Annotated in this window: 18 protein-coding genes; 13 read left to right on the forward strand and 5 right to left on the reverse strand. The window is 68.8% G+C overall.

The features are described 5' to 3' along the window. Positions 1 to 9: 9 nt before the first annotated feature. Positions 10 to 675, reverse strand: a complete 666-nt coding sequence (locus ACFFU4_RS12580; protein ID WP_377070119.1) for an alpha/beta hydrolase — start codon at positions 673 to 675, stop codon at positions 10 to 12. Next, positions 672 to 1,301 carry a DNA-3-methyladenine glycosylase family protein gene (locus ACFFU4_RS12585; protein WP_377070338.1) on the reverse strand — a complete coding sequence of 210 codons (630 nt, stop codon included), beginning with the start codon at positions 1,299 to 1,301 and terminating at the stop codon, positions 672 to 674. The genes ACFFU4_RS12580 and ACFFU4_RS12585 overlap by 4 nt, the downstream gene beginning before the upstream one ends. 99 nt (positions 1,302 to 1,400) lie before the next feature. Here ACFFU4_RS12585 and ACFFU4_RS12590 point away from each other — a divergent pair, with 99 nt between their 5' ends. The 4 genes from ACFFU4_RS12590 (at position 1,401) to ACFFU4_RS12605 (ending at position 5,700) form a co-directional block, all read left to right on the forward strand. Then, positions 1,401 to 2,273 carry a TIGR01459 family HAD-type hydrolase gene (locus ACFFU4_RS12590; protein ID WP_377070120.1) on the forward strand — a complete coding sequence of 291 codons (873 nt, stop codon included), beginning with the start codon at positions 1,401 to 1,403 and terminating at the stop codon, positions 2,271 to 2,273. A gap of 101 nt (positions 2,274 to 2,374) precedes the next feature. Then, complete coding sequence (locus tag ACFFU4_RS12595) at positions 2,375 to 2,818, forward strand: MaoC family dehydratase (RefSeq protein ID WP_377070121.1); 444 nt, start codon at positions 2,375 to 2,377, stop codon at positions 2,816 to 2,818. A gap of 262 nt (positions 2,819 to 3,080) precedes the next feature. Further along, positions 3,081 to 4,049: a glycosyltransferase family 2 protein gene (locus ACFFU4_RS12600; RefSeq protein ID WP_377070122.1), complete on the forward strand. Its 969-nt coding sequence runs from the start codon at positions 3,081 to 3,083 to the stop codon at positions 4,047 to 4,049. Positions 4,050 to 4,188: 139 nt separating this feature from the next. Continuing rightward, positions 4,189 to 5,700, forward strand: a complete 1,512-nt coding sequence (locus ACFFU4_RS12605) for a DEAD/DEAH box helicase (RefSeq protein WP_377070123.1) — start codon at positions 4,189 to 4,191, stop codon at positions 5,698 to 5,700. 95 nt (positions 5,701 to 5,795) lie between these two features. On the opposite strand, the gene ACFFU4_RS12610 is transcribed toward ACFFU4_RS12605, so the two are convergent. Together ACFFU4_RS12610 and hemB are read right to left on the reverse strand one after the other, a co-directional pair. Continuing rightward, complete coding sequence (locus tag ACFFU4_RS12610; RefSeq protein ID WP_377070124.1) at positions 5,796 to 6,356, reverse strand: lipid-binding SYLF domain-containing protein; 561 nt, start codon at positions 6,354 to 6,356, stop codon at positions 5,796 to 5,798. Positions 6,357 to 6,503: 147 nt separating this feature from the next. Beyond that, positions 6,504 to 7,505, reverse strand: a complete 1,002-nt coding sequence (hemB, locus tag ACFFU4_RS12615) for a porphobilinogen synthase (protein WP_377070125.1) — start codon at positions 7,503 to 7,505, stop codon at positions 6,504 to 6,506. 130 nt (positions 7,506 to 7,635) lie between these two features. Here hemB and ACFFU4_RS12620 point away from each other — a divergent pair, with 130 nt between their 5' ends. From ACFFU4_RS12620 to ACFFU4_RS12660, 9 genes are all read left to right on the forward strand, one after another. After that, positions 7,636 to 8,163, forward strand: coding sequence for a component of SufBCD complex (locus tag ACFFU4_RS12620; RefSeq protein WP_377070126.1), 528 nt, complete (start codon positions 7,636 to 7,638; stop codon positions 8,161 to 8,163). Between the two features lie 5 nt (positions 8,164 to 8,168). Continuing rightward, a complete protein-coding gene (mfd, locus tag ACFFU4_RS12625) occupies positions 8,169 to 11,639 on the forward strand; it encodes a transcription-repair coupling factor (RefSeq protein ID WP_377070127.1) in 3,471 nt (1,156 codons plus the stop codon). Positions 11,640 to 12,281: 642 nt separating this feature from the next. Then, entirely contained in the window at positions 12,282 to 13,181 is a 900-nt protein-coding gene (locus ACFFU4_RS12630) for a 5-bromo-4-chloroindolyl phosphate hydrolysis family protein (RefSeq protein WP_377070128.1), read from the forward strand. Positions 13,182 to 13,193: 12 nt separating this feature from the next. Continuing rightward, the gene (locus tag ACFFU4_RS12635) at positions 13,194 to 14,393 is read left to right on the forward strand and encodes a toxic anion resistance protein (RefSeq protein ID WP_377070129.1); all 1,200 of its coding nucleotides are present in this window, start codon (positions 13,194 to 13,196) and stop codon (positions 14,391 to 14,393) included. 7 nt (positions 14,394 to 14,400) lie between these two features. Further along, entirely contained in the window at positions 14,401 to 15,345 is a 945-nt protein-coding gene (locus tag ACFFU4_RS12640; RefSeq protein ID WP_377070130.1) for a DUF2927 domain-containing protein, read from the forward strand. A gap of 26 nt (positions 15,346 to 15,371) precedes the next feature. After that, positions 15,372 to 16,499, forward strand: a complete 1,128-nt coding sequence (locus tag ACFFU4_RS12645; protein ID WP_377070131.1) for an SPFH domain-containing protein — start codon at positions 15,372 to 15,374, stop codon at positions 16,497 to 16,499. 187 nt (positions 16,500 to 16,686) lie between these two features. Next, positions 16,687 to 17,808, forward strand: a complete 1,122-nt coding sequence (locus ACFFU4_RS12650; RefSeq protein ID WP_377070132.1) for a TFIIB-type zinc finger domain-containing protein — start codon at positions 16,687 to 16,689, stop codon at positions 17,806 to 17,808. After that, complete coding sequence (locus ACFFU4_RS12655; RefSeq protein WP_377070133.1) at positions 17,808 to 18,848, forward strand: trans-3-hydroxy-L-proline dehydratase; 1,041 nt, start codon at positions 17,808 to 17,810, stop codon at positions 18,846 to 18,848. The genes ACFFU4_RS12650 and ACFFU4_RS12655 overlap by 1 nt, the downstream gene beginning before the upstream one ends. After that, the gene (locus ACFFU4_RS12660) at positions 18,845 to 19,519 is read left to right on the forward strand and encodes a nitroreductase (RefSeq protein WP_377070134.1); all 675 of its coding nucleotides are present in this window, start codon (positions 18,845 to 18,847) and stop codon (positions 19,517 to 19,519) included. Before ACFFU4_RS12655 ends, ACFFU4_RS12660 begins: the two co-directional genes overlap by 4 nt. Before the next feature lie 311 nt (positions 19,520 to 19,830). On the opposite strand, the gene ACFFU4_RS12665 is transcribed toward ACFFU4_RS12660, so the two are convergent. Then, positions 19,831 to 20,247, reverse strand: coding sequence for an Hsp20/alpha crystallin family protein (locus ACFFU4_RS12665; protein WP_377070135.1), 417 nt, complete (start codon positions 20,245 to 20,247; stop codon positions 19,831 to 19,833). Positions 20,248 to 20,304: the final 57 nt, after the last annotated feature.

Below are 20,304 nucleotides of genomic sequence, written 5' to 3' on the forward strand. Positions count from 1 at the left end.
GGGCGCGTTCTAGAGCCCCAGCTTGTCGCGCATGAACGCCAGCGCCACCGACAGACCGTCGGGGGCGATGCCGTGGCCGGTGCCCTCCATCACATGGGCATAGACATCCTTCCACCCCGCCTGTTGCAGCGCCTCGGCGGCCTCGGGCAGCGACTGCACCGGGACCACGTCATCGGCATCGCCATGCACCAGCAGGACCGGCGGGCGGCTCACGGCCTCGTCGGCCAGCAGGTCGGGGCGCAGCAGACGGCCCGAAAAGGCGACGATCCCGGCGACCTCGTCCTCGCGGCGCGGGGCGACGTGCAGCGCCATCATGGAGCCTTGCGAGAAACCGAACAGCACCACCTGTTCGGGCAGCAGATCCTCGTCCACCATCAGCGCGTCGAGAAACGCGTCGAGATCGGCGGCGGCGGCCATCAGGCCGCGCTCGGCCTCTTCCTCGGATGAGCCGTCGATCCACGGGATCGGGAACCATTGCAGGCCCGAGGGCATCCCTGGAATGCTCTCGGGCGCATCGGGCGCGACAAAGAGGGTATCCGGCAGATGCTCGGCCAGCGGATCGGCGAGGCCCATGAGGTCCGCGCCATTGGCACCGTAGCCGTGCAGGAACACCACCGCCGAGCGCGCCTGTCCCGATTGCGGTGCCTTGCGGCCCGCCCTGAGTACCCGTGTCATGCGATCCCTTCCCTGTCCTTGGCGACGTGGTAATAGGCCCACAGAAGCCGCGCCGCAACCGCACGCCACGGCGCCCAATCGGCGGCCATCGCGCGCAGCGCCGCAGGCTTCGGCCGCTCGGGCAGGTCGTAAAGCAGGCGTGCCGATTCCTGCAGGGCGAGGTCGCCGGGGGCAAAGACATCCGCCCGGCCCAGGCTGAACATGGCGTAGATCTCGGCGGTCCAGACGCCGATGCCGGGCACTTCGGTGAGCGTCGTCACCACCTCGTCGGTGGGGGCCGTGCGCAGGGCGGCGTAATCGAGATCGGCCTCCGCCAGCGCGCGCACGTAGCGCGCCTTCTGCCGGCTGAGCCCGGCGGCGCGCAGCCCGTCCTCGTCCGTCGCGGCGATGATCTGCGGCACGGTCAGCCCCGCCTCTTCGAGCCGCGACCAGATGGCACGGGCGGCGGCGACGCTCACCTGCTGGCTGACGATCGCGCCCATGAGCGCGGCGAACCCGTCATCGCGCCGCCTGAGCGGCACCTCGCCCACCAGATCGCGGGCGTGGGCCATGCGCGGGCAAATGGTGGCGAGATGCGCCGTGCCCTCGGCGATATCGGCTTCGGTGTGGATGATGCGTCCGGTCATGGCGGGACCATAGATCGCATCGCGGCGCTTGGCCATGCACGCTGGCCAAAGCGGGGCGGCCCTGCCATATCTGCCCGCAAACCAAGCACGGAGACGCCCATGACCCGCCTCATCACCGCCCTGTCGGAGATCGCCCCCCGCTACGACGCGCTGTTCGTCGATCTGTGGGGCTGTGTCCATGACGGGGTGCGCGCCCTGCCCGATGCCTGCGCCGCGCTGGTGCGCTATCGCGAAGCGGGCGGCGCGGTGGTGCTGGTGACCAACTCGCCCCGCCCGCGCGGCGACGTGGAGCGGCAGTTGCGCGCGTTCGGCGTGCCGGAGGCGGCGTGGGACACCATCGCCACCTCGGGCGACAGTGCGCGCGCGGCAATGTTCGAGGGTGCGGTCGGGGAACGGGTGTATTTCATCGGCCAGCCGCAGGAAGAGCTGTTCTTCGAGCCGATCGCCGTGGTGGAGGAGCCGGTGACCATCACGATGGTGCCGCTGGAGGAGGCCGAGGGCATCGTCTGCACCGGCCCCGCCGATCCGCTGGCCGACCCGCAGGTGATGCGCCCGCAATTCCTCTATGCCAAGCAGAAGAGGCTCAAGCTCCTCTGTGCCAACCCCGATATCGTGGTGGACCGCGGCGAGGTGCGCGAGTGGTGCGCGGGGGCGCTGGCGCGGCTTTACACAGAGATGGGGGGGGAAAGCCTCTATTTCGGCAAGCCGCACCCGCCGATCTACGACCTCGCCCATCGACGGCTCGGTGAGATCGGGCGCGACACCGACAATGCGCGAATCCTCGCCATCGGCGACGGGGCGCAGACCGACATCCTGGGCGCGATGGGCGAGGATATCGATTCCCTGTTCATCACCGGCGGGCTGGCCGCGGGTGAGACAAAAACGTCGCACCAGCCCGACGAGGCGGCGCTAAGGGATTACCTTGAAAAGGAAAAAATCTCTCCGCAATACGCCATCGGGTATCTGCGCTAGGCGATTGGGGGTTGATCTTTCTGCGTTCGCAAAGTAATAAAATTCCAAACCGGGGCTGAAATTCGCCTCATCATTGCGCACCGAATGAAGCGGAGGGGCGAATGTTGGACAACATGCCGCGCGGCACGATCTGCATCGAGGATATCGAGATGGGCATGGTGCGCCACCTCGCAAAGGTGGTGACGGATCGCGATATCGAGCTGTTCGCCGAGGTCTCGACCGACCGCAATCCGGTGCATCTCGACGATGCCTACGCGCAGGACACGATCTTCGAGGGGCGCATTGCGCACGGGATGCTGACCGCCGGGCTGATTTCGGCGGTGATCGGCGAGCAACTGCCCGGCCACGGCACCGTCTACATGGGGCAGACGCTCAAATTCCTCGGCCCCGTGCGCCCCGGCGACATGGTGCACGCGGAGGTCGAGGTGATCGGCATCGACCACGCCAAGCGGCGCGTGCAGCTTGATTGCCGCTGCATGGTCGATGGCAAGAAGGTGCTCAAGGGCGAGGCCACGGTGCTGGCCCCGTCGCGCAAGTTCGACTGAGCGGGGCGGAGATCGGCCCGGGCGGGACGCCCGGGGACGGATCGCATCGAGGCCGTTGCGATTGGCCTGAAGCTGCCGTTGACGAACGGAATCTTGAAAAGATTCCGTACAAGAAAGTTTTAAACTTTCTTGATCTTACCGTGCCCTAACGGTTCAGCCCGACACGGACGTCCAACAACCGCTCAAGGCCATTCCCGTCCAAACCCCGCTGCCCCCCACCTGTCCTCTTGCCCCCGCCGCGCGGCCCGCGCATCCTTGGCCCATGACAGACCTGCCGACATGGGGCGTGGTGGCCACGATCAGGGCCCCGGCCCGCGACATCCTGAATTTCGCCGCGCATCACATCGAGCTGGGCGCGCACCGGGTGCATGTCTATCTCGACGCCCCCGAGTCGCAGGCCGAGGCGGCGCTGCGCGACCACCCCAAGTGCCGGGTGATCGTCTGCGACGACGGCTATTGGCGCCGGCGTCGCAAGCGCGCGGGACGCCCCGAGGCGCATCAGCCGCGCCAGAGCATCAACGCCACCCATTGCCTGCGCCGCCGCCCGCAGGTGGACTGGCTCGCCCATATCGACGTGGACGAGTTTCTCTGGCCCGACACCCCCCTGCCCGGCCAACTGGCCGCGCTGCCGGATGACTGCCTCAGCGCGCGGGTGCGCCCGGTCGAGGCGCTGGCCCCCGACCCCGACGCCCCGCCCCCGGACGGGATCAGGTGGTTCAAGTCCTGCGCGCGGCTCGCCGGGCAGCGCCGCGACGAGACCGCGGAGATCTATCCCGGCTACGGCGCGCATCTCAACGGCGGGTTTCTCAGCCATGTGGCGGGCAAGGTGTTCGTGCGCACCGGCGACCCGGAAGTCAGCCTGCGCATCCACAACGCCTTTCGCCACGGCGAGATGGACGCGAGCCCGCCGGAGATGCCGGGCACGCGGCTGTGCCACCTGCACGCGACCGGCTGGGCGCAGTGGCGCGACACCTATGCCTACCGGATCGCGCACGGGTCCTATCGCGCGGGGCTCAGGCCCGCGGCACCCGATGGCAGCGGGCTCAACATGCACGCGCTGCTGCGGATGCTGGAGGACGAGGGCGGCGAGGCGGCGCTGCGGCGGTTCTGGCGCGAGGTCTGCGTGGCCACCCCCGCCCTGCGGGCGCGGCTTGAGGCGCATGGCCGCCTGCACGCCATCCCGCTCGACCCCGCCGCCGCCCGCGCGCGGCAGTTTCCCGGCATCACCTGACCGGCGCGATTGACCACCCCGGTCCGTTCATGTAAGCGGGCGGCGATGGGGGGCCGCGAGGGCCTGGCGCGCAACAGGTGCGCGCATCCCCGTGACAGACGTGCGGGCCGGGTTCAGCGTCCGCGAAAAGCGGATAGACATGACAACATTCAGCGAACTCAACCTCAATCCCAAGGTACTCAAGGCCGTCGAAGAGGCCGGATACGAAACCCCCACGCCGATCCAGGCGGATGCGATCCCTTCCGCGCTGGAGGGCCGCGACGTGCTGGGCATCGCGCAGACCGGCACCGGCAAGACCGCCGGGTTCACCCTGCCGATGCTGTCGCTGCTGGCGCGCGGGCGCGCGCGGGCACGGATGCCGCGCAGCCTGGTGCTGTGCCCCACGCGCGAGCTGGCCGCGCAGGTGGCCGAGAATTTCGACACCTATTCCAAATACCTCAAGCTGACCAAGGCGCTGTTGATCGGCGGCGTCAGTTTCAAGGAACAGGACAAGCTCATTGACAAGGGTGTCGATGTGCTGATCGCCACGCCGGGCCGCCTGCTCGACCATTTCGAGCGCGGCAAGCTGTTGCTCACCGGCGTGCAGATCATGGTGGTGGACGAGGCCGACCGGATGCTCGACATGGGCTTCATCCCCGATATCGAGCGCATCTTCAGCCTCACGCCCTTCACCCGGCAGACGCTGTTCTTTTCGGCCACGATGGCCCCCGAGATCGAGCGCATCACCAACACGTTCCTGCAATCGCCGGTGCGGGTCGAGGTGGCGCGGCAGGCCACCGCATCGGAGACCATCGACCAGTACGCGGTGATGATCAAGCCGTCGCGCCGCGACCGCGCCGATGGCGAGAAGCGCGCCACGCTGCGCGCGCTGATCGACGGCGAGGGCGACGCCTGCACCAACGCGATCGTGTTCTGCAACCGCAAGATCGACGTCGATGTCGTCGCCAAGTCGCTGAAGAAGCACGGCTATGACGCGGCCCCGATCCACGGCGACCTCGAACAGAGCCAGCGCACGCGGACGCTCGACGCGTTCCGCGCGGGCGAGCTCAAGCTGCTGGTGGCCTCGGACGTGGCCGCGCGCGGGCTCGACGTGCCGGCGGTCAGCCATGTGTTCAATTTCGACGTGCCCGGCCATGCCGAGGATTACGTCCACCGCATCGGGCGCACCGGGCGCGCGGGCCGCTCGGGCAAGGCGCTGACCATCTGCAACCCGCGCGACGAAAAGGCGCTGGCCGCCGTCGAGGCGCTGCTGCAAAAGGACATCCCCCGGCTCGACGATCCCTCCGGCAGCCGCCCGGCGGCGGAAGAGACCGCCGCCGCGCAGGGCGGCGGCGATGACGAGGCGCAAAAACCCGAGCGCACATCCCGGTCGGGCCGCAGCCGGGGCGGACGCAGCCGGAGCGTCAGCCGCAAGAAAGCGGACACGCCCGATACGCCCGCGGATACGCCCACAGCGCCCGCCGGGGAGGCCGCGGACGCGCCCGGGACGGAGCCAGCCGAGCCGCGCGAGGAGACGCGCGGGAAGGCGCGATCTTCAGAGCCCCGCGAGCGCGGCAGGCGCGGCGGCGACACCGGCGGCAAGGTCGTCGGCATGGGCGATCACCTGCCCGGCTTCATCGCGCTGAGTTTTGACGAGCGGCGCACCGGCTGAAGGCGGCGTATTCGCGCAAGGGACGCGGACGCGCCCCGCTGTGCGGTGCGTCACGCGCCCCGCGCATCGCCAGGACATGCCCGTGCCCGTGCCCGTCAGGGAATGATGCGGCTGTATTTCATGCCCTCGAGCGATGCGCCCGCCATCAGCCCGGCCTGTCCGAAGATCACCGCCACGACCGGTGCCGACGCTGTCACCGTGTCGGCGCGCAGGTTTTCGCCGCGGTCGTTGAACGTGTACTCGATATCCGTCCCCGCGACCCAACCCGACCCGCGGCGGAAGCGTTCCAGCGCCTCGTCGGTCATGAAGAACAGCACATGGGCGAATTGCTGCGCGCCGAATTGCAGCCCGACGCTGCCCTTGGTGGTCGAGTAGTAATCCACCGTGACATTGTCGATCCGGAGCGCGCCGCGCCCGTATCCGCCGCCGACGAAAATGCCGCCCTCGGTCACCACCGGCATGATCAGGATGCCGCTCGCCTTGTCGGCCAGGTCGCGGGTGCCGGGATAGTTGGAATACATGTGCTCCAGCGTCGCGTTCACGCGCGCGTCGATGCGTGCGCCGCCGGGGCTGCCCACGCCGTTGCCGCAAGCGGCAAGGACCGGCACGCCCGCCAGCGCGCCAAGGGTGAATCCGCGTCTCGTGAGAGTGTTCATGTGCCTGCCCGCCTTGGTTGCCCCGGATCGCGCCCGGTCCTGTCACGCGGCCGGGTCGTTGCGCGAAACATAACCCGCAACGGTGCCCGTGTCACCCGGCATTGCGGCGATCCGCGGGATATCGCGCGCGCGCCATCACCGCCCCGATCAGCCCCCCGCCATCAGCCGCGCGGCGGCGGGTGCGAAATAGCTCAGGATGCCGTCGCAACCCGCCCGCTTGAAGCAGCCAAGGCTCTCCATCATCGCGCGCTCGCCGTCGATCCAGCCGTTGAGCGCGGCGGCGCGGATCATCGCGTACTCGCCCGACACCTGATAGGCGAATGTGGGTGCGCCGAGTTCCGCCTTCACCCGGCGGCAGATGTCGAGATAGGGCATTCCCGGCTTGACCATCACCATGTCCGCCCCCTCGGACAGGTCGCGCGCCACCATGCGCAGCGCCTCGTCGGTGTTGGCGGGATCCATCTGGTAGGTCTTCTTGTCGCCCTTGAGCGCCGATGCCGCCCCCACCGCGTCGCGGAACGGCCCGTAGAAGGCCGACGCATACTTGGCCGCGTAGGACATGATCGTCACATCGGTGTGCCCCGCCTGTTCCAGCGCCGCGCGGATCGCGCCGATGCGCCCGTCCATCATGTCCGACGGCCCGAGGATGTCGGCCCCCGCCTCCGCCTGCGCCAGCGCCTGTTTCACCAGCGCCTCGACGGTGGCGTCGTTGACGATCCGCCCGCCCTCGACAAAGCCGTCATGGCCGGTATCGGAATAGGGATCGAGCGCCACGTCGGTCATCACCGCGATCTCCGGCACCGCGGCCTTGATCGCGCGGGTGGCGCGGTTGCTGAGGTTGTCGGGATTCCATGCCTCGGCGCAATCGGCGGTGCGCTGCTCCGCGCCGGTATAGGGGAACAGGCAGATCGCCGGGATACCGAGATCCGCCGCCTCGCGCGCGGCCTCGACCACGCGGTCGATCGAGCGGCGGACCACCCCGGGCATCGAGGCCACCGGCTCTTCCACCGCGTTGCCGTCGCGCACGAAAACCGGCCAGATCAGGTCCGCGGGCGCAAGCCGGGTCTCGGCCACGAGGGCCCGCCGCGCGGGCGACGCGCGCAGACGGCGGGGGCGGCTTTGGGGAAACGGGGCCTGAACGGGGGTCATGGCGGGCTCTCCGCGGGCTTGGACATTCTGCACCCCGTCTCATTTGCACGGAAATTCCGCCATCTCAAGGGTAGGAATTGCCGCGCGCGGGCGCTAAGAGGGCGGGCAATACAGCGACAGAGGCGCGTCCTTGACCCTTCTTGACAATGTTTTCGAGTTGATCGACCTGCGCTCCTTCAGCAACCTGTGGTTCTGGATCGCGCTGGCGGTGACGTGGTCGACCGTCAGTCACTGGGTGCTGGGCGTGCCATGGGACATGGCGATGCGCGCGCGGCGCGGCCACGGCGAGACGGCGATGGCGGATTTCGAGGACATGGTGCGCATCAACACCGGCCGGCTGCTCTATGTCGCCGAACAATCGGGCACGCTGCTCGCCGGGATGATGGCGTTCGGGCTGTCCTCTCTGGCGATTCTCGGCTTCGTCTACGGCAACGAGTTCTCGCAGGCGCTGTTCCTGCTGGGCTTTCCGCTCACCGGGGTGGGGCTTTTGTCGCTGCGCACGGCGCGCCACATCCGCCTTGAGGCCCCGCGCGGCGAGGCGCTGGTCGCGCGGCTGGCGCGGCATCGGCTCGCGGTGCAGATGATCGGCATGGCGTCGATCTTCGTCACCGCCATGTGGGGCATGTACCAGAACATGACCATCGGCGCGCTCGGCTGACCGCGATGCGACCGGCCGGCCATATCACCGTGGGCGGGGCGCCCGAGGGGGTCGACGCGCGGCTCGTGCTCGAAGAGGCGGCGGCGCAGGGCACGCCCGTGATCCACGTCGCGCGCGACGACAAGCGCATGGCGGCTATGGCCTCCGCCCTCGCCTTCTTTGCCCCCGACATGCCGGTGATCCGTTTTCCCGGCTGGGATTGCCTGCCCTATGATCGCATCTCGCCCAATGCCGAGATTTCGGCGGCGCGGATGGCGACGCTGGCGGGGCTTGTCCACGGAATGCCGCGGCGCTTCGTGCTGCTGACCACGCTGAACGCCGCCACACAACGCCTGCCCGCCCGCGACGTGCTGCGCGAGAGCGCGTTTGCGGCGCAGGTGGGCGAACGCATCGACGAGGCGGGTTTGCGCGATTTCCTCGCGCGGATGGGATTCGTGCAGGCGCCCACGGTGACAGAACCGGGCGATTACGCGCTCAGGGGCGGCATCATCGACGTCTACCCGCCCGGCGAGGCGGGGCCGGTGCGGCTCGATCTGTTCGGCGACGTGCTCGACGGGGTGCGCCGTTTCGATCCCGTGTCGCAGCGCACCACACAGAAGCTGACCCGCGTCGAGCTTGCCCCCGTCTCCGAGGTGATCCTCGACGAGGCCGCGATCCGCCGCTTCCGGCAGAATTACCGCATCGCCTTCGGCGCGGGCGTGGCCGACGATCCGCTCTACGAATCCGTCAGCGCCGGGCGCAAGCCCGCCGGAGCAGAGCACTGGCTGCCGCTGTTTCACGAGCGGCTGGAGACGCTGTTCGACTACCTCCCGGGTGCCGCCATCACCCTCGACGATCAGGCGGACGCCGCCCGCACGGCGCGGTGGGAGGCGGTCACCGACCAGTACGAGGCGCGCCGCCACGCCGCCGGGCAGAAGGCGCGCGGCGAGGCGGTCTATCACCCGGTCCCGCCCGGCGAGCTTTACCTCGACGATGCCGCGTGGCGGGCGGCCACGGGCGCGCGGCGGGTGCTGCATTTCTCGGCGCTGCCCCGGCCCACCGGACCGGGCGTGATCGACGCGGGCGGCCGCATCGGGCGCAGCTTCGCGCCCGAGCGACAGCAGGAAAAAGTCAACCTTTTCAGTGTTTTCAAGGACCATATCGAGAGCCGGATGACCGTCGGCCCGGTGCTGGTCTCGTGCTGGTCCGAGGGCGCGCGCGAGCGCATCGAGGGGCTGTTGTCGGACGAGGGGCTGATCGGCGCGGTGACGATCCGCGACGCGTCCGGGCTGGGCCGCCACGGCCTGCACCTCGCGGTGTGGCCGCTGGAGCAGGGCTTCGAGACGCCGTCGCTCACCGTGATCTCGGAGCAGGACGTGCTGGGCGACCGGCTGGTGCGCGGCGCACGGCGCAAGCGGCGGGCCGAGAATTTCCTGACCGAGGCGCAGGCGCTCAGCCAGGGCGACCTGGTGGTGCATGTCGATCACGGCATCGGCCGCTATCTCGGCCTTGAGGTGGTGACGGCGGCGGGGGCGGCACACGAATGCCTGGTGCTGGAATATGCCGAAGGGGCGCGGCTCTACCTGCCCGTCGAGAATATCGAACTGCTGTCGCGCTATGGCCACGAGGAGGGGCTGCTCGACAAGCTTGGCGGTGGCGCGTGGCAGGCCAAGAAGGCCAGGCTCAAGCAGCGCATCCGCGAGATGGCCGACCGGCTCATCCGCGTCGCCGCCGAGCGCGAATTGCGCCGCGCGCCGGTGATCGCCCCCGAGACCCACGCGTGGGAGGCGTTCGCCGCGCGCTTCCCCTACCAAGAGACCGAGGACCAGTTGCGCGCCATCGAGGACGTGCTGACCGATCTCGAATCGGGGCGTCCGATGGACCGGCTCATTTGCGGCGATGTCGGGTTCGGCAAGACCGAGGTGGCGATGCGCGCGGCCTTTGCCGCCGCGATGGCGGGCCAGCAGGTGGCGGTGATCGCCCCCACCACCCTGCTCGCGCGCCAGCATTACAAGGAGTTCGCCGAACGGTTCCGCGGCTTTCCGCTGTCGGTGCACGCGCTGTCGCGGTTCGTCTCGTCCCGCGACGCCACCCGTACCCGCGAGGCGATGGCCAAGGGCACCGCCGATATCGTGGTGGGCACCCACGCGCTGTTGGCGAAGAACGTCCGGTTCGACAATCTCGGCCTGCTCGTCATCGACGAGGAACAGCGCTTTGGCGTGGCGCACAAGGAGCGGCTCAAGGCGATGCGCTCTGACGTGCATGTGCTGACGCTCACCGCCACGCCGATCCCGCGCACGCTGCAACTGTCGCTCTCGGGGGTGCGGGATCTGTCGATCATCGGCACGCCGCCGGTGGACCGGTTGTCGATCCGCACCTATGTGAGCGAGTTCGACACGGTGACGGTGCGCGAGGCGCTGTTGCGCGAGCATTACCGGGGTGGACAGTCTTTCTTCGTGGTGCCCCGCATCAAGGATCTGCCGGAGATCGAGGATTTCCTCGCCAGTCAGGTGCCCGAGATCAGCTATGTGGTGGCCCACGGGCAGATGGCCGCCGGAGAGCTGGACCAGCGGATGAACGCCTTTTACGACGGCAAGTACGACGTGCTTCTGGCCACGACCATCGTCGAATCGGGTCTCGACATCCCCACCGCCAACACCATGATCATCCACCGCGCCGACATGTTCGGGCTGGCGCAACTCTACCAGATACGGGGCCGCGTGGGCCGCGCCAAGGCGCGCGCCTATGCCTACCTGACGACCAAGCCGCGCGTGCCGCTGACGCCGGGGGCCGAGAAACGCCTGCGCGTGCTGAGCAGCCTCGACACGCTCGGCGCGGGCTTCACGCTGGCCAGTCAGGACCTCGACATCCGCGGCGCGGGCAACCTGCTGGGCGAGGAGCAGTCCGGTCAGATGCGCGACGTGGGGTTCGAGCTTTACCAGTCGATGCTGGAAGAGGCGATCGCGCGCATCCGCTCGGGCGAGGCGGCGGGCCTGCCGGACGACGATGGCCAATGGGCGCCGCAGATCAATCTGGGCGTGCCGGTGCTGATCCCCGAGGATTACGTGCCCGACCTCGACGTGCGGCTCGGTCTCTACCGCCGCCTCAGCGGGCTGGAGAAAAAGGTCGATCTCGAAGGCTTCGCCGCCGAGATGATCGACCGCTTCGGTCCGCTGCCCCGCGAGGTCAACCTGCTGATGCTGGTCATGCGCATCAAGGCGATGTGCAAGCGCGCCGGTATCGCCAAGCTCGACGGCGGGCCGAGGGGCGCGACGATCCAGTTCCACAACGACAAGTTCGCCGCACCGCAGGGGCTGGTGGAATTCATCCAGGATCAGAAGGGGCTTGCCAAGGTGCGCGACAACAAGATCGTGGTGCGCCGCGACTGGAAGGGCGAGGCCGACCGGGTCAAGGGCGCCTTCGCCATCGCCCGCGATCTGGCGGAGAAGGTGGTGGGCGACAAGAAAAAGAAGAAGGCCACGGGAACCACCGGCTAAGCCATCTCGCTCAACAGCGGAAACCGGGTCTGAGCTGTTCGAACACGCGAGTCCAAAGCGTTGACGCAAGGCGCGTCGATGCGAAACGGTCAGATGGCTGGCAAAAGCCGGACAGGCGTGCCGCGATGGCACGAGGCTGTTGAGCGGATTGGCCTTTTGCGGACGTTGGGCATGACGCGATGAGCCGCGCGAGGGCCCGACCGCCGGGTGGGCGCATTTCGGTCTGTGCTGTGCGATTTATGGTGCAAGATACGTCAGAAATCACCGCTATTTGCACCGTTGCAAAAGCGCCCGCCCGTCACGCCAAAGGCGTGCCGCTTATACCGGCGCACCTCCGGTGCGACGGGGCGGGTCATGCCGGAGGCATGCCTTCGGCATGACCGCTCGCGCGGCGGCGTGCAAGCACGCCTCTATTCCGCGCGGGGTGGGTGGCGAATGGCAGCAACAGGCCATGCCCCCCTTCACGACGACACCGGCCACAGACGGCCCCGGCCATCTTCCCCCTAGCGCCACCGCCCCCCTTCGCCTAAGTTTGCCGCAGGGCGGCATGAGAGGGTGCATGAGCGAAACGGGGCTACAGAAACTGGCGTTCTTCCTGCTGGTGGCGCTCATTGCCTTCGTGGCGGTGGCGGGGGGCGTGTGATGGCGCAGCGTTACGGCGGCAAGCACAGCCCCGGCGGCGGCGGCGCGGCCCCGACGCCGCCGCGCGGCGGCTACCGCGGTGCGCGGCGCACGCGCGTCGGCGGCCGCGTCAACATGCTGTTCATCGCGCCCCTGCCGCTGGCGGTGCGCGCGTTTCTCGGCGGACCGGTGGAGATGGCGCTCAACCTCGCCGCGCTCGGGCTCCTGCTGCTGGCGGCATGGCTCACCCGCGAGGGGCTGCGCGCCGAAGAGGCCTATGACGCCCGCCGCATCGCCCGCCGCCCCGCCATCCCGCGCAAGATATTCGGCGCGCTCCTCACCGGCGCGGGGCTGGCCGTGGCCGCCCATGCCGCGGGCGGCGGCGTGGCCGGGCCCGCGATCTACGCCGTGGCGGGGGCTGCGCTGCACCTGCTGGCCTTCGGCCCCGACCCGCTGCGCGACAAGTCCGCCGACGGCATCGACGCCTTTCAGAGCGACCGCGTGGCCCGCGTGGTGGACCGCGCCGAGGAATACCTGCGCGCCATGACCGAGGCCGTCGCAGGCACCCGGGACCGCGATCTGGAGGCGCGGCTGGAGCGGTTCCAGGTCACCGTGCGCGACATGCTGCGCACCGTCGAGGACGACCCGCGCGATCTTACGGCGGCGCGCAAGTACCTGGGCGTTTACCTCATGGGAGCGCGCGACGCCTCGGTGAAATACGCCGATCTCGCCACCCGCGCCCCGAATGCAGAGGCGCGCGAGAAATACCTCGTGCTGCTCTCGGACCTCGAACGGAATTTCACCGCCAAGACCCGCGCGCTCATGGCCGACAGCAGCACCGATCTGGATATCGAGATCGAGGTGCTGCGCGACCGGCTGGAGCGCGAGGGCGTGCATCTAGAGACCACAGAGACAGTGTAAGAGGATCACCCCATGTCAGACGCCACCCGCCGACAGGCCGAAGCCGTGCTCGCCGATGTCGATTCCGTGAGCCGCGCGGTCCTGCCCGAACCCACGGACGCCAATGCCATCGTGCCGCTGGACAAGGCCGACGCCACCCGGAGCGCCGAGATCTCGCGCCGCATGGCCGAGATCGACATGGCCGACACGCAGTCCATCGTCTCCTTCGGTTCGGCGGCGCAGGCGGAATTGCAGGATATCAGCCAGGCAATGCTGCAGGGCGTGCGCAACAAGGATGTCGGCCCGGCGGGCGACAGCTTGCGCGGCATCGTCACCACGATCCGCGGCTTTTCGGTCTCCGAGCTGGATGTGCGGCGCGACCGGTCGTGGTGGGAGAAGCTGCTCGGCCGCGCCGCGCCGATCGCCAAGTTCACCGCCCGCTACGAGGAGGTGCAGGGCCAGATCGACCGCATCACCGAGAGCCTGCTCGGGCACGAGCACACCCTCCTGAAGGACATCAAGTCGCTCGACATGCTCTATGAAAAGACGCTCGCCTTCTACGACGAGCTGGCGCTCTACATCGCGGCGGGCGAGGCCAGGATCAAGGACCTGGACGAACAAGACATCCCCGCCAAGGAGGCCGAGGTGGAGGCCGCCGAAGAGAATGACCAGGTCATGAAGGCGCAGGAATTGCGCGACCTGCGCGCCGCGCGCGACGACCTCGAACGCAGGGTGCACGACCTGAAACTCACCCGCCAGGTGACCATGCAGTCGCTGCCCTCCATCCGGCTGGTGCAGGAGAACGACAAAAGCCTCGTGACCAAGATCAACTCCACCCTCGTCAACACCGTGCCGCTGTGGGAGACCCAACTTGCGCAGGCCGTCACCATCCAGCGCAGCGCCGAGGCGGCGACCGCGGTGCGCGACGCCAACGACCTCACCAACGAGCTCTTGACCGCCAACGCCGCCAACCTGCGCGAAAGCAACAAGATGATCCGGCAGGAGATGGAGCGCGGCGTGTTCGACATCGAGGCGGTGAAACAGGCCAATGCCGATCTCATCGGCACCATCGAGGAAAGCCTCGCCATCGCCGACGAGGGCAAGGCGAAACGCGCCCGTGCCGAGGAAGACCTCAAGAAGATGGAGGCCGAATTGCGCGACACGCTCGCCTCGGCCAGGGCGCGCGGCGACGGGGCGGGCGATACCGCCGCCACCGCCGTGCCCAGGGGCTGAGGCGGCGATGATTGCGGTGCAGGCAAGCCGGGCCCTCGCAGGGCTGGCGCTGGCGCTGGCGCTGGCCGCCTGCGACATGCCCGCACCCGACGCGTCCGCGCCCGCCCCGCCGCGCCGCGCGGGCGGCGCGGATGACGGTCCGTCGGCCCGCAGCAAGGTGCTCGCCGCCCGCTACGCGCGCGCCGAGCGCGATCTCCGGGCCCGCGGCCTGCTGCGCACCGATGGCGGCGGGCCCGACACGCCCTTTACCGGGGCCGACCTGGTACGCAATTTCGAGCGCATCGTATTCTTCGACGAATACGCGCCCGGCGCCGGCTTCCGCTCGTCCTCGGGCAGCGCCGGCGGCTTGCGGAAATGGATCTCTCCGGTGCGCGTCGGGCTCGAATTCGGCGCGTCCGTCCCCGAGGATCAGCGCGCCGCGGATCGCGACACGCTCGCCGCCTACACCGCGCGGCTGGCGCGCGCCGCCCGCCACCCGATCTCTATGGCGAAGCGGCGGGCCAATTTCCACGTCCTCGTCATGACCGAGGATGACCGCGCCGAGGGGCTCGACCACGTGCGTCGCCTCGCCCCCGATATCGACGCGGCCACCCTGGGCGTGTTCCGTGACATGCCGCGCAGCATTCATTGCCTCGTGGTGGCCTTTTCCGAACAGGGCAACCCGTATACCTACGACCTGGCAATCGCCTGGGTGCGCGCCGAGCACCCGCCGCTGATGCGCGAATCGTGCTTCCACGAGGAGGTGGCGCAGGGGCTGGGGCTGGCCAATGACAGCCCCCGCGCGCGGCCCTCGATCTTCAACGACGATGACGAGTTCGCGTGGCTGACCACCCATGACGAGATGCTGCTGCGTCTGCTCTACCACCCCGACCTCTCGCCCGGCATGACCCCCGACGAGGCCCGCCCCATCCTCCGCCGCCTGCTGGACGAATGGCAGGCGGGGCCGGTCTGACCCCGTTCGCACAGGAGCCATCCCTTATGCCCATCTTCGATTTCCTCTCCGGCCAGTTCATCGACGTCATCCACTGGACCGACGACACCCGTGACACGATGGTCTGGCGGTTCGCGCGCGAGGGGCACGAGATCAAGTACGGCGCGAAACTCACCGTGCGCGAGGGGCAGGCCGCCGTGTTCGTCCACGAGGGGCAGTTGGCCGACGTCTTCACCCCCGGTCTCTACATGCTTGAGACCAACAACATGCCGGTGATGACCTCGCTGCAGCACTGGGATCACGGCTTTCGCTCGCCGTTCAAGTCCGAGATCTACTTTGTCGCCACCACCCGTTTCACCAACCTCAAATGGGGCACCAAGAACCCGATCATGCTGCGCGACCCGGAATTCGGGCCGACCCGTATCCGCGCCTTCGGCACCTACACCGTGCGGGTGAGCGATCCGGCGAAGTTCCTGTCGGAAATCGTCGGCACCGACGGCGAATTCACCATGGACGAGATCAGCTTCCAGATCCGCAACATCATCGTGCAGGCATTCAGCCGCATCATCGCGGGCAGCGGCATTCCGGTGCTCGACATGGCCGCCAACACGCACGACCTGGGCCGTCTGGTGGCCGGAGAGATCACCGCCGTGGTGGCAGAGTACGGGCTGGAAATCCCGGAATTCTACATTGAAAACATATCCTTGCCGCCCGCGGTAGAAGCGGCGTTGGACAAGCGCACGTCGATGGGGCTGGCGGGCGATCTGGGCAAGTTCACGCAGTATTCCACCGCCGAGGCGATGAGTGCCGCAGCCAAGAACCCGTCGGGCGGGGGCGGTATCGGCGCGGGATTGGGCATGGGAATGGGCATGGCGATGGCGCAGCAGATGGCCGATCAGGGCGGCAGCCAGGGGCCGTGGGGCGCGCGCCCCGAGGCCACTTCCGCGCCGCCGCCACCGCCGCCGCCGGTAGAGCATGTCTGGCACATCGCCGAGAACGGCGAGACCTTTGGGCCCTATTCCAAGGCCCGTCTCGGGCGCATGGTGACCGAAGGCAGCCTCACCCGCGAGAGCCATGTCTGGACCGCCGGTCAGGACGGATGGAAGCGCGCCGAGGACGTGACGGAACTGGCGCAGCTCTTCACCGTCATGCCGCCCCCGCCGCCGGGCGCCTGAGCAGATGCGCCGCCGCGCGACCATTGCCCGGCACGGGCTTAACGCCGCGCTCCTGCTGTTGATGCGTGGTGATGGCGGGCAGACGGCATGGCTGTGATTGCTCTACGCGGCCTCGGCGCGTGCCATGTGCGCGCGAAGTTTGCGCTGTATCATTCGGAAATCGTTTCATAAATCCTCTGAAAGCCCCATGTCAGACACCCCACCCCCGGCCCCCGGCCCGACCGATCACCGCTTTCCCTGCGCCGCCTGCGGCGCGGATTACCGCTACGATCCGGGCGCGGGCCAGATGATCTGCGATCATTGCGGCGACGTGGCCGAGATCGAGACCGGCGGGCCGTGGCAGGGCGGCATCAAGGAACTGGATTTCCGCGCCGCCGCGCGCGACCAACTCCCCGAGCAGGAGATGGAAGAGACCCGCACCACCAAATGCACAAGCTGCGGCGCGCAGGTCGAACTCGGCGCTGACACCCACGCCGCCGAATGCCCGTTCTGTGCCTCTCCGGTGGTCACCGATACCGGCACGCACCGGCACATCAAGCCACGGGCATTGCTGCCTTTTTCGCTCGACGAAGAGCAGGCGCGCACGGCCATGACCGACTGGCTGGGGCGGCTGTGGTTCGCGCCCTCGGGCTTGCAGGACTACGCCCGCAAGGGCCGCAGGATGCAGGGCATCTATGTGCCCTACTGGACATTCGATGCCGACACCAAATCGCAGTATCGCGGCGAGCGCGGCACCGTCTATTATCAGACCCGTACCGTCACCAGGGACGGAAAACGCAAGCAAGTTCAAGTGGCTAAGGTGCGCTGGCGGGCGGTGTCGGGCCGGGTGGCGCGGTTTTTCGACGACGTTCTGGTGCTGGCCTCGCGCAGCTTGCCGAAACGCTATACCGACGCGCTGGAGCCGTGGGACCTGTCGGCGCTGGTGCCGTATGCGCCGGAATATCTCGCCGGCTTTCGCGCAGAGGGCTACAGCGTTGATCTTGAAGAGGGATTCGGCGAGGCCCGCGACAAGATGGACGCCATCATCGCGCGCGACGTGCGGTTCGATATCGGCGGCGACCGACAGCGCATCCACGCCATCGACACCGATGTTCGGGACGTCACCTTCAAGCACATCCTGCTGCCGGTCTGGCTCGCGGCCTATCGGTTCAGGGGGCGAACCTACAGGTTCGTGGTCAACGCGCGCACCGGCCGCGTGCAGGGCGAGCGCCCGTGGTCGGCATGGAAGATCGCGTTGGCCGTGGTGATCGGGCTCGCGGTGGCGGGGGGCGTCGGCTACGTCATCGCGCTCGAACAGGGCGGCTTGTGATGCGATCCACCGTCGCCATTCAGATCACCCACGCCCATGCCGGCGGCGAGGTGGGCGATGTCATCACCGGCGGCGTCGCCCCGCCCCCCGGCGCGACCATGTGGGAGAAATCCCGCCACATCGCCCGCGACGACCGGCTGCGCCGTTTCGTGCTGAACGAGCCGCGCGGCGGCGTTTTCCGGCACGTCAACCTGCTTGTCCCGCCGGTGGACAGCCGCGCCGACATGGGATTCATCATCATGGAGCCCTGCGACACCCCGCCGATGTCCGGCTCCAACACGATCTGCGTGGCGACCGTGCTCCTGGAGACCGGCATCCTGCCCATGCAGGAGCCCGAGACCCGCCTGACGCTGGAAGCGCCGGGCGGGCTGGTGGCGGTGCGCGCGCGCTGCGAGGGGGGCCGCGTGACGGAAGTGGCGCTGGAGAACCTGCCCTCTTTCGCCTGCCATCTCGACGCGGTGCTCGACGTGCCGGGGCTGGGGCGGATCACCGTCGATACCGGCTTTGGCGGCGACAGCTTCGTGGTGGCGGACCCCGCGACGCTGGACCTCGCGCTGACGCCGGAAAACGCCCGGGCGCTGGCCGAAACCGGCACCCGCATCACCCGCGCCGCCACAGAGCAACTGGGCTTTGACCATCCCACCAACCCCGATTGGCGGCATATCTCGTTTTGCCTGTTCGCCACCCCGCCCAAACGCGACGGCGACACGCTCCGTGCCCGCCACGCCGTCGCCATCCGCCCCGGCAAGATCGACCGCTCGCCCACCGGCACCGGCCTGTCGGTGCGCATGGCGCTGTTGCACGCGCGCGGGCAGATGGCGGACACGGACCGCTACAGCGCCACCTCGCTGATCGATGCGCGGTTTGACGGGCGTATCCTCGGGGCCACCACATGCGGGGCGGTGGCGGCGATCCGCCCGGAAATCGCGGGCCGGGCATGGATCACCGGGCAATCCACGCTTATGCTCGACCCCGAGGACCCCTGGCCCGAGGGCTATCGTCTCTCCGATACATGGCCGGGCACAAGGAATCGTGCATGAAAGACCAATTCGACACGCTGCGCGGCCTGCTGGACGCGCGCCATTCCTGCCGCGCCTTCCTTCCCGACCCGGTGGAGGAGGAGGTGATCGCACGCATCGTGCGGGCGGCGGGGCGCGCGCCCTCGTGGTGCAACGCGCAGCCCTGGCGGGTGACGGTGACGCGCGGGGCGGAGACCGGGCGGTTTCGCGCGGCGCTGCTCGATGCCGTGGCGGGGGATACGCCACAGCCCGATCTGCCGTGGCCCGAGCGCTATCCGGGGGCCCATGGCGCGCGGCGGCGGGAATGCGGGCTGCAACTCTACGAGGCGGTGGGAATCGCCCGAAACGACCGCGCCGCGCGCGCCGAACAGAGCATGGAGAACTATCGCCTGTTCGGCGCGCCGCATGTGGCGATCGTCCATTCCGAGGCCGCGCTCGGGCCCTATGGCGCGATGGATACCGGCGGATTTGTCGCCGCCTTCATGCTGGCCGCGACGGCGCTGGGGGTGGGCAGCATCGCGCAGGCCTCGGTGGCGGCCTACGCGCCAATGATCCGCAGGCATTTCAACCTGCCGGAGACCCGGCTGATCCTGTGCGCGATCTCGTTTGGCCGGCCCGACCCGGACCACCCCGCCAACCGGTTCCGCACGACCCGGGCGGGGCTCGACGAGGTGCTCGATCTGCGGGGGTAGCGGGGGGGGCCTGAAGGGGGCGTTCGCCTCCGGTGATGAGCCGCGCGAGCGCCCGACCGCGGGTGGGCGCTCCGACGGCGGTGGTCGTCACTTTATCGCGCAAGACACCTCGAACGATTGTGCGGGTGTTCAGCGTTGCAATAGCGCCCGCCCGTCACGCCGGAGGCGTGCCGATGTTGTTGGCGCACCTTTGGTGCGTCCGGGCGGGTCATGCCGGAGGCATGCCTTCGGCATGGCCGCTCGCGCGGCGGCGTGCAAGCACGCCTTGATTCCGCGCCGGGGTGGGAGGCGAATGGCAGGTATAGGCCCTGTCACCCCCGCTTGATCGCCACCTTGCGGCCCTCCGGCGCGGCCTTGTCCCGCCGCGGGATCGTGACGCTCAGGACGCCGTCCCCGAGATGCGCCTCGACCTTGTCGCCATCGGCGTCGGGCGGCAGGCGAAAGGAGCGGCTGAACCGGCCATATTGCCGCTCGGTGAAGAACCACGTCTCGCCCTGCTCCTCGCGGGTGGCGGATTTCTCACCGGTGACGGTCACCATCCCGTCATGCACCGACAGCTCGATGTCCTTTTCCGCGACGCCGGGCAGCTCCATCGTGATGCGGTAGGCGTCCTCGTTCGACGAGGCATCCGATGCGGGCGCGAGCCAGTCTGCCACCCGTGCGCCGAAATTGCGCAGCGGCTCGTAGAGTTGCGGCCAGAAGCCGGCGACATGGGATTTCTCGACCATTGCAGCATCCTCCTTTGCGTTGCAGTGTCTGGAAATTACACTGCGGAGATAGGAATT

This window comes from Roseovarius ramblicola (genome assembly GCF_042430665.1).
In the GTDB taxonomy this organism is placed as follows: Bacteria; Pseudomonadota; Alphaproteobacteria; order Rhodobacterales; family Rhodobacteraceae; genus Roseovarius; species Roseovarius ramblicola.